The following is a 15111-nucleotide window of genomic DNA, read 5'->3' as shown; positions in this document are numbered from 1 at the left end:
TTCTCACTTGTTGCTTACTTCCTACCGCATTAATAAAATTTTTTGGGTACTCATTTTAGCAATCACGGCTAACGGGCACTTATTTGCCCAGATAGCTACCCTTAGGGGTTCTGTTCTCTCATCTGACAAGGAACCTTTGGCGAATACAAATATTTTGGCATTTCCAAAGAACGAAAATGAAAAAACGGTCTTTTCGATAAGCAACCAAAAAGGGGAATTTGAGCTTAAGTTGAAAAAAGACGAAGCATACTTGATAAGGGTGAGTTATTTAGGCTATGAAGAGTTGGTTTTTGAGTACCAAGCACTTGAAGATGATGTCAAAAATCTGATTATGACTCCAAAAACAAATATTTTAGACGAGGTGATATTGGAATATCGAACTCCTATCGAAATAAAGGAAGATACAATCACCTATCAGACCGATGCCTTTGTTACGGGCAAAGAGCGCAAATTGCGGGAGGTGCTCAAAAAGCTGCCGGGCATCGAGGTAGACCGTGAGGGCAACGTGACCGCACAGGGCAAAAAAGTGACCAAAGTGCTGGTCGAAGACAAGACCTTTTTTACCGGCAACAGCAAGCTGGCCGTCAACAACATACCCGCCGATGCCGTTGACCAAGTTCAGATACTCGACAATTACAGTGAGGTGGGTTTTCTCAAAGGACTGCAAGACTCTGACGAAATGGCCATGAACATCAAACTGAAAGAAGACAAGAAAAAGTTTGCCTTTGGCGATATGGAGCTTGGAGGCGGTATTGAAGACCGTTATATCGTACACCCCAACGTATTCTACTACAGCCCCAAGACCAATGTCAATTTTATCGGTGACCTCAACAATACTGGGGTAAAATCATTTACGCTGAGTGATTATCTAGAGTTCAATGGTGGCTTTGGGAAATTAATGGGCGACATGCGCGGCTATCTAGCTTTGGCCAATGATAATTTTTCACAGTTTTTGCTCAACAATGATTTCAAAGCCAATATCAACCGTTTTGCTGCCCTGAACCTACGGCAAAGCCTTTCGGCCAAGACCGATCTGAACAGTTTTGTCATCACCAATGCCAGTGACACCCAGACCGAGGTACAGACCCTTAATACGTATGTCAGTGAGAACCCTTTTGATGAAGACCGAACCGTGACAAACGCACTTGACAACTTTTTCATAATAGGCAAGCTTACCTTGGACTACGAACCCAGCCTTGATGCAGACTTGGCTGCAAACACTTTTGCAAAGATTACCCACAATGACAATCTAGGCACCATTTTGACCCAAAGCCCACAACAGAACAACACCTTTACCACTCTCTCAAACATAGACGGCCTTGACTTAAAACAAAACCTTGAGTACAGCAAACGCTTCTCAAGGGCTCAGACCCTTAGCCTTGAAACGACCTTGGCCCATCAAAAAAACAGGCCCAATACCAACTGGCTGACAGATGTGGCTTTTTTACAAGAACTGATACCTTTACAGGAAGATGTTCTTTTTGATATACTACAACAAAAGGAGACCCAAACCACCTCTTTTGACCTTGTGCTGAAAGATTATTGGGTGCTCAATAATTTTAACCATGTTTACACCACAGCAGGCACCAATCTCGTATTTGAAGAGTATGAAACCCATGAGGTACAGCGTTTGACCGATGGAAGCATTAATGATTTTTCCGATAACGGTTTCGGAAATGCCCTCGATTATCGTTTCAACGATACTTTTTTAGGGCTTGAGTATAAGTTTTTGACGGGCATTTTCACTGTAAAATCAGGGTTGTTCTACCATTACTACGATTGGCGGAACACGCAATTTGGCTCTAAGGTCAACAATGCGACCAATGCCCTCTTGCCCGAATTCAGCGCCGAGGCTGAGTTCAACAATAGTGAAAAGATACGCTTTCGATACCGACCGCGGTTGCGTTTTCCCAGAAGCAATCGATTGGTGGGCAACTTTTTGTTAAACTCGTTCAACTCTGTATTGTTGGGCAACGCTTTTTTGCAAAACGAGCGCTTCCATTCATATTCACTTACCTATTACAAGTTCAGCCTGTTCAGGGGATTGAACCTAAACACGGGCCTCTTTTACAACCGAAAGACCCAGAGTATAAAAAACACGACGGCCCTTGACGGTATTGAGCAGTTTGTTACCTATACCATGTTCAACGAACCCGAGAACAGCCTAACGGCCAATTTTAACTTTAGCAAGAGAATCGGGGCAGTGAAACTTGGTTTGGATAGCAGGGGCAATTACAACGAATTCTTTCAACTGGTCAATGGCAGTGTCTCAAAAAATATTTCAAGATCACTGTCCATAACTGGAAAAATGGAAACCTTTTTTGAAAAATGGCCCAACCTTGAACTGGGCTACACGCATGAACCATCAAAATATTTAACGAATACCTCGACCAATATTTTTATCAATCAAGAGTTCTTTGCCAACCTCGATTATTCTTTTTTTAATGACTTTCATCTTAAGGCAGATTATCGAAGAACTGATTATGAAAACGAAGGGCAGAACTTGACAAATACTTTTGATTTGGCCAATGCTTCGCTCTTTTACCAAAAAGAGGACAGCCCATGGGGTTTTGAAATATCTGCCACCAACCTTTTAAACACGCAGTTCAAAAGACAGAACTCGTTCTCAGACTTTTTGATCAGCGACCAGACAACCTTTATCATTCCCCGGATAGTAATGTTCAAAATATCCTACAAATTGTAGAAATCGTTGCACTGACTCAAGAAGATTTGTTTTGCTTCTTGTACCAGACCTTTTGCCATTCACGCCCCAATAGCAAAAAAGTGACTTTTTCAGCTACCTCAACGGCATCGGTAGGTTCAATGTTTTTGAATGCCCTTTCAGGAATATCGATGACGTACATCAGGTTCAAATAATCAGAAAACCGTTCGAGCAGCAAAACATACAGCTTTTCGTGCAACCTTTTTTTCAATACCTTCGGAGGGGTGTTCCCGCCAAACTGCAAATCGATATTCGCCAAGGTGAAGTCTTTGTTCAATTGGTCTAAAATGGCATGGTAAAGCCCCTCGCTCTTCGTATGCCCCAACAACTCATCACTATCTGAAAATTTTGGAAGCATCTTATTTATAAGGTATTCAAATTCCAAATTAAAAGTATCAAATACCAATTTGTGCGAATTCGTGGAATTCGTGTCGAAAAACCATGGTAAAATGAATAAGGTAAGCCTTGTGGAATTAACCCCATAGCGTTTAAAATCAAAAAAAATGGATTTCAATCGCTGCCGCCCCTGAAACTTTTTGTCTCATGGGCGCTTACCCGTGGACAAGGGAAAGAGCAATCTGTTGTTACTTTTTATACACTTTGCCTTCTTTCATGACAAAGACCACGTTCTTGAGCACCTCTACGCTATCAGCCGGGTTTCCCTGAACAGCAATGATATCAGCCAGAAATCCAGCTTTCAACTGCCCCAGTTCATCACCCATGCCCAATAATTCGGCATTGGTAACCGTGGCCGATTTAAGGGCTTCCATCACCGGCATGCCGGCTTCTACCATGTAGACAAATTCCCTTGCATTTTCGCCATGGGGAAAAACACCGGCGTCAGTGCCGAAGGCAATTGGCACACCCTTTTTATAGGCCCTTTCGAACATGCTCTGTATTTTGGGACCAATCTCACTGGCCTTTTTGGCAACCACCGCCGGAAAGTATCCCGGTTTTTTGGCATTCTCGGTGACCTCTTTGCCAGCCGTGATCGTAGGCACCAAATAAGCATTGTATTGCTTCATCAACTCCATGGTCTTTTCACTCATCAGCGTACCGTGCTCAATGGTCTTTATACCTCCCTTTATGGCGCGTTGCATGCCTTCATCGCCATGGGCATGGGCGGCCGTGAGCATGCCATAGTCTTTGGCCGTTTCGGTAATCGCCTTTATCTCTTCTATCGTGAACTGGGGATTTTGACCACTTTTGGCCACGCTCAACACGCCTCCGGTAGCGGTGATCTTGATGACATCGGCCCCGTCTTTGTACCGTTGCCGAACGGCCTTTCGACCATCTTCTGGGGAGTTGACCACACCTTCCTTTGGGCCCGGATCGCCCATCTCGTCCCACCGACGGCCGTTGGTGGGGTCGGCATGCCCGCCCGTAGTGCCGATTGCCTTGCCCGCGGTAAAAATACGAGGCCCAACGACCGTACCTTTGGCGATCGCTTTTTTCAGGGCGATGTTAACACCGCTTCCTCCCAGGTCACGCACCGTGGTAAAACCGGCCATTAAGGTGTTCTTGGCGTAAACGGTCGATTGGAAGGCTACATCGACATCGTTCAGGGTAAAACGTTCGATGTAGGTAGTGGGGCTCGATTGCCCTTCTATATGCACATGCATATCTATAAACCCCGGTAGCACGGTTTTTTGCTTTAAGTCTACCACCATATCGGCGGCGCCTCCTTGGGTGTAACCATCTTCCACGGCCTCTATCTTGTTGCCAGACACCACAATGGTTTTCTCACGCAACAGCTTACCGGTTTCAACATCTATTATGGTACCACAGTGCAGGTAGGTTTTTTGGGCGGATAGAATACTTACAGAAAAAAGCAGCAATAAAAGGAAGCGGTTTTTCATGGGAATTATGTTTGAGCAGTTAACAAATTATTTTCTAAAAATAGGAATTGTTTTTTATTGATTGGAACCCAATCAAACACCGCTCCCCTACCGATAGCTATCGGGACCTCTCCCCCAAAGAAGGAAAGCGATTCACGACCTGATTTTCTGCTCCCACTTCCAGGCCGATGCCATGGCATCATCAAGGGTTGAATGGGCTTTCCACCCCAATACCTCATTGGCTTTTTTGGTATCGGCATAGGCTTGGATCACATCTCCAGGGCGTCTATCGACCACTTTATAATTGAGTTTTTTGCCCGATACCCTTTCAAAACTTTGAATGACCTCCAGTACTGAGCTTCCTGTTCCGGTACCTAGGTTGAACACCTCAAAATTCTCATCATTTTTACCGTCTAAAAGCCGTTGTAGCGCTACAACATGGGCCTTGGCCAAATCGACCACATGAATGTAATCTCTTATACAGGTACCATCGGGGGTTGGGTAATCATCGCCAAATACGGAGAGTTGCTCGCGCAAACCCACTCCGGTCTGGGTTATAAAGGGTACTAAATTTTGGGGCACGCCAATGGGCAGTTCTCCGATTTCAGCACTCGGATGCGCGCCTATTGGGTTGAAATAGCGCAGGGCAATAGCCGCTAGACTGGGCTTTACCTTACAGGTATCCCTAATGATTTCCTCGCCAATTTGTTTTGTGTTGCCATAGGGCGATTCGGCAGGTTTTACAGGGGCATCTTCGGTTATCGGCATTTTATCGGCCTGCCCGTACACCGTACATGATGAACTGAAGATAAAATGGGCCTCGTCTTTTTTGACCAATTCTTGTAAAAGATATACAAGCGTACCCAAGTTATTCTCATAGTACAAAAGGGGTTTCTCGACACTTTCGCCCACCGCTTTTGAGGCTGCGAAGTGGATGACACCCGCAATATCATTGTGCTTCTCGAAAAAACTCTTCACCTTTTGCTTGTCGCGAAGGTCCATTTCCTCAAAAATGGGTTCCTTTCCTGTAATGGCGACAATACCCTTCAACACCTCTTTTGAAGAATTGGAAAGATTGTCGATAATGACCACTTCAAAACCTTGGTTCTGAAGTTCGACCACAGTATGGGAACCTATAAATCCAAGGCCGCCCGTTACAAGTATTTTCATTTAGAATAATCTTTTATTGGTGTTGGATGAAAACCATCATCCATTAACAAAATCGACAACGGTTTTGGTTATAAATGCTATCTGCTCATCATCCAATTCGGTGTGCATGGGCAGAGAAATGACCTCTTCGACCAACTGATTGGTCACCTTGAAGTCATCTTCATTATAGCGCTCGTCTGCATAGGCCTTCTGTTTGTGCAATGGAATCGGGTAATACACCCCGCATGGTATTCCCTTATCATTTAAATGCTGCGCCAGAGCATCACGTTTTCCATTGGTGATCCGCAATGTGTATTGGTGAAAAACATGACAATCACAGGTTTCGCAAATACCTTGGCACCCATTGACCGTTTTGGGCCTGATGATGTGTTCTTGCCCTTCAAACGCCCTGTTGTATTTTTTGGCGGCACGCCTTCTACTTTCGTTGTATTCATCAAGTTTGGGCAGTTTCGCCCTGAGTACGGCGGCCTGAATACTGTCAAGCCTTGAGTTTACCCCGACCACATCGTGATGGTAACGCACATACATACCGTGGTTGACAATTCCGCGAATGGTATGCGCCAAATCATCATCATTGGTAAATATTGCTCCTCCATCCCCGTAGCAGCCCAAATTTTTTGAGGGGAAGAAAGAGGTAGAGGCAACATGGCCAATGGTCCCCGCCTTTTGTTTGCTGCCATCTTTTGAGGTATGCACCGCGCCTATGGCCTGGGCATTGTCTTCAATTACATAAAGGTTGTGTTTTTGGGCCAATTGCATCAACGCATCCATATCAGCACACTGGCCAAAAAGATGAACGGGCACTATGGCCTTGGTCTTGGGTGTTATCGCCCTTTCAACAGCTTCCACGTCAATATTGAAGGTGTCGGGGTCTACATCGACCAGAACAGGTGTGAGGTTCAACAAGGCGATGACCTCTACCGTGGCCGCAAAGGTGAAATCAGCGGTAATGACCTCATCGCCGGGTTTCAGCCCGAGGCCCATCATACATATCTGAAGGGCGTCGGTTCCGTTGGCACAAGGTATTACGTGCTTTACTCCCAAATAATCTTCCAACTCTTTTTGAAAGGCGTGCACGTCGGGCCCGTTGATAAATGCCGAAGAATCAAGTATGTTCGAAATCGATGAATTGACTTGGTCTTTGACTCCCTCATATTGACCTTTGAGGTCGACCATTTGAATTTTTCGCATGGATAGAAATTATGGGCAAAATTAAGAAATTATGATACCCCGAAATGAATTGCGGCAAAGAAATGTATTTTAGCGCAAAGTCATAATGGTGCAGCATATCTATAATTTTTTGATCTATGTAGCTTGGTTCGGTATCAGAGTGGCCTCATTGACAAGTCCGAAACTAAAATTATTTGTTTCAGGAAGGAAGGATTTGTTCAAGACCTTGCAATCAAAAATCAAAAGCGCCGACAAGACCATTTGGATACACGTGGCCTCGCTTGGCGAATTTGAACAAGGCCTGCCCGTGTTGCAGGCAATCAAGTCTACCTATAGCGACCATAAGCTGGTGCTTACCTTTTTTTCTCCCTCCGGATACGAGGTAAAGAAAAACACCCCTGCCGCCGATGTGGTCTGCTATCTGCCCTTTGATACCCGTGCAAATGCAGACCGCTTTTTGAAAATAGTACAGCCCGAGCTTGCGCTCTTGGTCAAATATGAAATATGGCCAAACTATCTCGAGGGGTTGCGAAAGAGAGCGGTGCCGACCCTTCTGATTTCGGCCCTGTTCTCAGAACATCAAGTCTATTTCAAGCCATGGGGCGGGTACATGCGAAACAAGCTGGGTGCTTTTTCACATTTTTTTGTGCAGGACCAAAACTCAAAAAAGCTTTTGTCCACTATCGGTTTTGACAATGCCACCGTGAGCGGGGATACCCGTTTTGACCGCGTGGCCGAAATCTTGAAGCGCGATAACACCTTGGACTTTATGGAAGCTTTTTGTACAGATGCCCCCTGCTTTGTTGCCGGAAGCACCTGGCCCGAAGACGAGGCGCTCTTGGTCGATTTCATCAATAGCTCCGATAAAACCGTCAAATACGTCATTGCCCCACACGACATTAAGGAAGCGCACATACAAAAACTGATTTCCTCCATCGAAAAAAGTACGGTTCGCTATTCAGAGATCGGGCAAAAAGATGTTTCACAATATGAGGTATTGGTCATCGATACCATCGGACTGTTGACAAAAATCTATAGCTATGCAAGTTTCGCCTATGTGGGCGGTGGTTTCGCCACTGGACTGCACAACACTTTAGAGCCCGCCGCATTCGGAATTCCCGTGATCATTGGCCCTGCCTACAAAGGTTTCAAAGAGGCTGAAGAATTGGTCGACCAAGGTGGAATCATCAGTGTGGGTTCTGCCAAGGAGTTTTTCAATGTGGCCAACCACTTTTTAATGGACACTGACTCTGTTCTGAAAACGGGACAAATAAATTCGCTGTATATCAAAGAAAATGTTGGGGCGACCGAAACCATCGTAAGGCATATAAAAACACTTCTTTAATTTTTGCTAGCTTTAAAAATCAAACCACCCTTATGGACAAACGAATACTTAGAATTTCATTGACCGCGGCTTTGGCCGGTTTTTTGTTTGGTTTCGATACCGTGGTCATCAGTGGCGCCAATCAACCCATCAAAGAAATTTGGCAGACTAATTGGTTCTTGGGCGATTCCATTTTTACGTTTCATGGCATTTTCATAATGTCCATGGCTCTTTGGGGCACAGTGCTGGGTTCTATTTTTGGAGGCATACCATGTGATCGATTGGGCCGAAAAAAAACATTGCTATGGATCGGCATACTTTACTTTTTATCTGCCATTGGGTCGGCACTTGCGCCAGAGCCCTATAGTTTTTCATTCTTCAGGTTTATCGGAGGGGTCGGGGTCGGGGCCTCATCTGTTGCGGCGCCAATCTATATCTCCGAAATCTCAAGTGCCGGCAATCGGGGTAGGTTAACGGCGATGTACCAGTTCAATATTGTTCTCGGAATTTTAGTCGCCTTTATTTCAAACTATGTGATTGGTGAGCTATTTCCGCAAAATGTGGCCTGGCGCTGGATGCTTGGCATTGAAAGCCTTCCAGCATTTATTTACACTCTACTGGTCATAAAGATTCCTAATAGTCCACGATGGTTGTTGATGAAAGGCAAGCCAGAAAGTAATGCCCTTGAGGCCATGACCAGTTTGGGCGATACAAAGGAAAGAGCCTTGGAACGTCTTGAAGAAATCAAAAAGGCCCTTGCCGAACAGGCCCCAAGAACAAAGGAAAAGCTTTTTTCAGGCGTTTACAAGAAACCCTTGATGCTGGCTTTTTTGATAGCTTTCTTCAACCAATTATCGGGCATCAACTTTGTCTTGTATTATGCCCCTGAGATACTCGAACGGGCCGGATTGGCTTCTGGCGAGTCGCTTTTCAGCTCTATATCCATAGGTGTCATTAATTTGATCTTCACCTTCGTCGGCATAGCACTCATCGACCGTCTCGGAAGAAAACAACTCATGTATATCGGTTCCATCGGGTATATTTTGAGCCTCGCCATGGTAGGTTGGTGCTTTTACAGCGGGGCCAGCACAACAGTGTTGTTGATTTTCGTTTTGGTCTTCATCGCATCACATGCCATGGGGCAAGGTGCGGTCATATGGGTGTTTATCTCCGAGATTTTTCCCAACAAGGTTAGGGCCGCCGGTCAATCGTGGGGCACGGGCACACATTGGGTCTTTGCTGCCCTGATCACCTTGCTCACACCCACTTTTTTGGATAGCAAAATCGGGGTTTTCAAAGAAAACCCTTGGCCCATATTCATCTTTTTTGCCTTTATGATGGTGCTGCAATTGTTATGGGTCTTTTTCATGATGCCCGAAACAAAAGGTATTTCACTGGAAGAACTGGCCAAGAGAATGAGCAAGACCAAAAAGAAATGAGCATATCGGTGTAATGTCTTTTTCCTTATATGGGTGAAATCAATGGTTTAATCGAATAAAGCGCCGAAAATGCTATTAAATCTGCGGATAATTCATTAAATTGTTGGAAATTATATGATTATGGGAAAAGGAGCTACAATTGGAACAAGCTTTTTGGATGGATTCCTAAGAATCATGGTCTTTGCCCTGATCGCAATATTGATTGCCATACCTGTTTGCATTGTTTTAGACCTATTGGGCATTTTTGATGCCCTTGGTATTTTTTAAACCAGACCACTATATCCTAAAAAGAACAAAACCTCCCAAATGGGAGGTTTTTTTACATTAAAAAGGGTTGCCCCGTGGATTGCAGTACCGAGAACCAAAATTCGCTCTCGAGGTCCACTTTCTTCCTTTTTTGGGTCACCGCCGAAATGGGCAGATAAACATATTTATTGTTGACCTTGCCCACCACAAATTTGGTCTTGCCCGACATGGCCCCATGCACGGCCTGGTAGGCCAACTGGTTGCAGAGCACGCTATCGCCCGAATTGGCGGGTGCACTGCGAATGATATAACTGGGATCTATATACTTGATCGTCATGGGAAAGATGTCTTTGAAATACTCCCCAATTTTTTCCTTTAGATAAACGCCAATGTCTTCGTGCTTTATATTGCCCGAGGCATCGGTCTTTACCTTTTTGCGGTCGAACAAGTGCTGACCCGCACCCTCGGCCACCACGATCACCGCATGGCGTTTTGCTTCAAGCCTTTTCTTCAATTGTTCAAAAAAGCCATTTTCCCCATAGAGATCAAAATCCATTTCGGGGATCAGGGCAAAATTCACCACTGGCATGGCCAAAGTGGCCGCTGCGGCTATAAAACCACTGTCCCTTCCCATCAATTTTATAATAGACATACCGTTGTGGGCCCCTGAGGCCTCGTTATGGGCATCTCTTAATATGGCGCTGGCAACATCAAATGCGGTCTCAAAGCCAAAAGACTTATCGATGATATCAATATCGTTGTCAATGGTCTTCGGAATACCCACAACACTTATATCGAGCCCCCGTTTTTCAATCTCCTCTCCAATGGCATTGGCCCCTTTCAGCGTACCGTCGCCACCGATGGTAAAGAGGATGTCAATTCGGTTATCGACCAAGGTATCGACCATAACGGAAACATCTTGGGCGCCACGGGAAGATCCCAAGAAAGTACCTCCGAATTGATGGATATCCTTCACTTTTTCAGGTGTGAGCTCTACAAAGCCATGGCCCTTGGCCGGGTTCAGGCCCTCGTAGCCATAGGGTATGCCCAAGATCCTTGGAACGCCATAGAAATAATGAAGCGCCATTACAATGCCCCGGATCACATTGTTTATACCGGGGCAAAGCCCACCACAGGTAACAATGGCCGCAGTGGTCTTGCCAGGTTCAAAATAGATGTGTTGTCTCGGGCCCGCTTTTTCCATGCAAAGCGGTTCTTCTTTATTGGTAAGGCATTTGTTATACGTATCCAGTGAAAGGTCATAGACCAACTTGTCATCTTCTTTGACATAATTGAAGATATGGTCTCCCCTGACAGTACTTAACTGCAGGGGAGACTTTACCTTCGGAATGCCCAAACTCTCTATTTGGAACATATTACAAACGCTGTTTTAAAAATGTTCATGCAAACTGTGGTGCGAATCGATCAGCGGCCCACTTTATTATGATTTGGCCCTGTTATATTCTTTCTGGCGCAAGTTCCCATTTTTCAGGAGATCTCCATAGGCTAGAAAGTAATAACTCTCTCATAAAAGTAAACTCTTTTGGAAGTTTGTCGTACATTTTTTCGAAAAGTTCTTCATGTCCCAACACTTCAAGTTTCCATTGCTCACGGTCGATGTCCATGATTTCATCAAATTGCTCAATCGAGAAATCAAGACCATCCCAGTTGATATCCTTGTAAGTAGGCATCCAACCGATTGGGCTTTCCACTGCACCTGCTCTACCCCTTACTCTACCTATGATCCACTCAAGAACTCTCATGTTTTCACCAAAACCTGGCCATTGGAAATTACCATCCTTGTCTTTTCTGAACCAGTTTACCACGAACATTCTTGGAGGATTCTGCAACGATCTACCAAATTGTAACCAGTGATTGAAGTAGTCTCCCATGTGGTATCCACAGAATGGCAACATTGCAAATGGGTCTCTTCGCACTTTACCTACTTGACCGAAAGCAGCGGCAGTCATTTCAGAACCAATTGTTGAAGCAGCATATACTCCAAAGTTCCAGTTTACAGCTTGATATACCAAAGGAACAGTGGTACTTCTTCTACCTCCTACGATGAATGCGCTAATCGGCACACCCTGTGGGTCTTCCCATTTTTCATCGATACTTGGGCATTGGCTTGCAGGGCAAGTGAAGCGAGCGTTGGGGTGTGCTACTTTTTCATCAGAGCCGGCTTCGTGTACCTTTCCGTGCCAGTTAATGGTTCCCTCTGGCATTTCAGTACCGATACCTTCCCACCATACATCACCATCAGGTGTAATACCTACGTTAGTGAAGATACTGTTCTCCTTGATGGTTTCCATCGCATTCGGGTTTGTTTTGTAGTTGGTACCCGGTGCTACACCAAAGTATCCGGCTTCAGGGTTGATTGCGTACAATCTGCCGTCAGGACCTGGTTTGATCCAAGCGATATCATCACCTACTGTAGTAATCTCCCATCCACCCAATTCTTTAGGAGGAATCAACATAGCGAAGTTCGTCTTACCACATGCGCTTGGGAAAGCTGCTGCTACGTATGTTTTTTCTCCTTCTGGGTTTTTTGCGCCCATAATCAGCATGTGTTCTGCCAGCCACCCTTCGTCTCGTGCCATGACAGAAGCGATACGAAGTGCCAAACATTTTTTACCTAACAATGCGTTACCACCGTAGCCAGAACCGTAAGAAACAATGCTTCTTTCTTCTGGATAGTGCACAATGTACTTCACTGTTGGGTTGCAGGGCCATAGTGCATCTTCTTGTCCCTCTTCCAAAGGAGCACCCACTGTATGCAAACACTTGATAAACTCACCATCGGTTCCCAGTTGATTCAATGCATCAACCCCCATGCGTGTCATGATCCTCATGTTGACCACTACGTACTCTGAATCTGAAATTTCAACTCCAATCTTAGAAATAGGGGAACCTAAAGGGCCCATACAGAATGGAATCACATACATCGTACGTCCCTTCATACAGCCTTCAAATAATGGATCTAAAGTGGCTTTCATTTCTTTAGGTGCCATCCAATTGTTTGTTGGGCCTGCATCTTCTTTTCTTCTACTACAGATAAAGGTCTTATCTTCTACTCGAGCTACATCACTGGGGTCAGAGAAACAAGCAAAGCTATTTGGTCTTTTCTCTGGATTAAGACGTGTAAAGGTTCCTTTATCTACGAGCTTCTGAGTAAGTCGATCATACTCTTCTTGTGAACCATCACACCAAACGATTTCATCGGGCTGGCATTTTGCTGCCACCTCAGAAACCCATGACTTAAGGGCGCTGTGACGCACATCTAATTTGTCTTTCATCGGTTTTTTTTCCATTATTTCCATGATTTAAAAAATTTAATGTTATGTTCAAAAATTCCATATCAACGGCACCAACAGCACCGTTGCTATAAAAAACAATAACAGCAAAGGCCCACCGACCCTTACATAATCTAAAAAATTATACCCGCCAGCGGCCAAGACCATGGCGTTGGTAGTCGTTCCGACAGGGGTCAAAAAGGCCGTCGAGGCGCTTATGGCCACTGTTATCAAATAGGGCTTGGGCGATACCCCAAGCGAATTTGCCGCCATTAAGGCGATGGGGGCCATCAAGACCGCTGTTGCCGAGTTGTTGATGGTTTGGCTAAAGCCCGTGGTCAACAAAAAGATGCCTGCGAGCAAGGCCGTGGGGTGCAGGCTGCCCAACGAATCGACCAGACCTGTGGCAGCCATTTGGGCAACACCCGTTTTCTGCAGGGCCAGCCCCATGGGTATCATGGCCGCGATCATGACGACGCTCGTCCAACTGATACCTTTGTAGGCCTTTGAAATGGGCACGCAGCGCATCAACATCATGATACCCGCACAGAGCAGGGCGGCAATTGCACCCGGCAATACCTTGAAAACCAGCAATACAATCATCAATATCAAAGTGCCCAAAGCAATGTAGCTTCTTATGTTCAGGGTGGCCACATTCTTGGACATGGCCTCGGGGCTGCCCGAAATAACGACATTCTCGTACAGCGATTTCAGGGCTTCAATGTTTTCCCAAGGACCGCGAATGATGAAGGCATCGCCCGCCTCAATCTTGATTTTGCCCTTTAGTGGCCTATTAAGACGAGAAGCCGCCAAAAGTTGCACCCCTGATTTTCTTAGGTATTGCCCCAAATTGATCACACGCCCTACAAACACCGATTTGGGGGTGATCAACATCTCAGCCATCCCCACTTCTTGATTGATGAGTTCGTTCTTAAGGGTATCTTTCTCTGCCGGGGTTGGAATGACACCCAAACTGAATTTCAAGGCAAAACGGTCAACAGCCTCTGGCTCGCCCTTTACGGTGATGATGTCGTGATAGCGCATTTCTGTTTCGGGCCCGGGCAGTTCCACGAAAAGAGGTACGCGTTGCTGCAATGGGCTTGGGTGCCGTCGTTTCAATCTCATAATGGCCACCTGGTGCTCTTCCTCAAAATTCCAATCGCCAATTTTTGTGTTGATCAATGGCGACATGGATCGAATGCGCAAACGGTATAAATTATCACCGATACTGTAACTCTCAATCCATTTGTGCATCTCGGCATCGATATCAACAGGTCTGTTCTTGGTTTTGTGCTTTGGCAGCAGCCGATAGCCCACATAACGGAAATACAAAATCGATATGACCAAAAGAGGCAGGCCGATCAACGAGAATTCAAAAAATGAAAAACCTGCCAAGTTGTTTTCGACCAAGGTGTTGCTGGCAATAATATTGGGCGGTGTACCGGTCAAGGTCAAAAGACCTCCCGTATTGGAGCCAAAGGCCACTGGCATCAGCAATTTTGAGGGCAGGGTGCCCGCATTCCATGCCGCAGAAACGGTCACTGGCAATAGGGCGGCCACTGTACCCGTGTTGCTCACAAAACCTGAAAGCAGACTGGCACCCAAGGTCACGATTACCAAAAGCTTGGGCACACTTTTGCCTGCCCAACTTACAAACCGTTGGCCCGCCAAGGCGGTCCACCCGGTTCTAGAAAGTCCCTCGCCTATAATAAACAGGGCGGCAATCATGATAACCGTAGGATTGCTGAAACCGCTGAGGGCCTCTTCCATGTTCAACAGTCCGGCCAAAAAGAGTGCCAGCAGTGAAATCAAAGCCACAACGTCAGGTGGAAACTTGCCCCAGATGAACAAGAAAATGGTAATCGACAGAATGACCAGTAATGTGACCATAATAGCGGTGTTGCTCTTG

General features: G+C 45.6%; 11 protein-coding genes. 4 read left to right on the top strand and 7 right to left on the bottom strand.

The window, feature by feature from the left end; translation table 11 throughout:
• The first annotated feature begins 7 nt into the window (after positions 1-7).
• The gene (locus VC82_RS09235; RefSeq protein WP_313777693.1) at positions 8-2704 is read left to right on the top strand and encodes a TonB-dependent receptor; all 2697 of its coding nucleotides are present in this window, start codon (positions 8-10) and stop codon (positions 2702-2704) included.
• Positions 2705-2720: 16 nt separating this feature from the next.
• Here VC82_RS09235 and VC82_RS09230 read toward each other — a convergent pair whose 3' ends face one another.
• The 4 genes from VC82_RS09230 to VC82_RS09215 form a co-directional block, all read right to left on the bottom strand.
• Positions 2721-3080, bottom strand: a complete 360-nt coding sequence (locus tag VC82_RS09230) for a hypothetical protein (RefSeq protein ID WP_045803354.1) — start codon at positions 3078-3080, stop codon at positions 2721-2723.
• A gap of 226 nt (positions 3081-3306) precedes the next feature.
• Positions 3307-4581, bottom strand: coding sequence for a metal-dependent hydrolase family protein (locus VC82_RS09225; protein ID WP_045802124.1), 1275 nt, complete (start codon positions 4579-4581; stop codon positions 3307-3309).
• Between the two features lie 132 nt (positions 4582-4713).
• The gene (galE, locus tag VC82_RS09220) at positions 4714-5730 is read right to left on the bottom strand and encodes a UDP-glucose 4-epimerase GalE (protein ID WP_045802123.1); all 1017 of its coding nucleotides are present in this window, start codon (positions 5728-5730) and stop codon (positions 4714-4716) included.
• Positions 5731-5766: 36 nt separating this feature from the next.
• Positions 5767-6921 (bottom strand): DegT/DnrJ/EryC1/StrS family aminotransferase, encoded by a 1155-nt coding sequence (locus VC82_RS09215; protein ID WP_045802122.1) that lies wholly within the window; start codon positions 6919-6921, stop codon positions 5767-5769.
• 85 nt (positions 6922-7006) lie between these two features.
• Here VC82_RS09215 and VC82_RS09210 point away from each other — a divergent pair, with 85 nt between their 5' ends.
• From VC82_RS09210 to VC82_RS15675, 3 genes are all read left to right on the top strand, one after another.
• On the top strand, positions 7007-8245 hold the full coding sequence (locus tag VC82_RS09210; RefSeq protein ID WP_045802121.1) for a 3-deoxy-D-manno-octulosonic acid transferase: 1239 nt from the start codon (positions 7007-7009) through the stop codon (positions 8243-8245).
• A gap of 32 nt (positions 8246-8277) precedes the next feature.
• Positions 8278-9663, top strand: a complete 1386-nt coding sequence (locus VC82_RS09205; protein ID WP_045802120.1) for a sugar porter family MFS transporter — start codon at positions 8278-8280, stop codon at positions 9661-9663.
• A 120-nt stretch (positions 9664-9783) separates the two neighbouring features.
• On the top strand, positions 9784-9930 hold the full coding sequence (locus VC82_RS15675; protein WP_170218319.1) for a hypothetical protein: 147 nt from the start codon (positions 9784-9786) through the stop codon (positions 9928-9930).
• Positions 9931-9982: 52 nt separating this feature from the next.
• Here VC82_RS15675 and VC82_RS09200 read toward each other — a convergent pair whose 3' ends face one another.
• The 3 genes from VC82_RS09200 to VC82_RS09190 all read right to left on the bottom strand — a co-directional run bounded on the left by VC82_RS09200 (position 9983) and on the right by VC82_RS09190 (position 15092).
• Positions 9983-11284, bottom strand: coding sequence for an ATP-dependent 6-phosphofructokinase (locus tag VC82_RS09200; protein WP_045802119.1), 1302 nt, complete (start codon positions 11282-11284; stop codon positions 9983-9985).
• 82 nt (positions 11285-11366) lie between these two features.
• Positions 11367-13229 (bottom strand): phosphoenolpyruvate carboxykinase (GTP), encoded by a 1863-nt coding sequence (locus VC82_RS09195; protein WP_218917633.1) that lies wholly within the window; start codon positions 13227-13229, stop codon positions 11367-11369.
• A 24-nt stretch (positions 13230-13253) separates the two neighbouring features.
• Positions 13254-15092: an SLC13 family permease gene (locus VC82_RS09190; RefSeq protein WP_045802118.1), complete on the bottom strand. Its 1839-nt coding sequence runs from the start codon at positions 15090-15092 to the stop codon at positions 13254-13256.
• Positions 15093-15111: the final 19 nt, after the last annotated feature.

Origin of the sequence: Flagellimonas lutaonensis (assembly GCF_000963865.1) — a bacterium.
Taxonomy (GTDB): domain Bacteria; phylum Bacteroidota; class Bacteroidia; order Flavobacteriales; family Flavobacteriaceae; genus Flagellimonas_A; species Flagellimonas_A lutaonensis.
The sequence above is the reverse complement of the archived record's forward strand: the minus strand, read 5'-3'. Positions and strand labels throughout refer to the sequence as shown.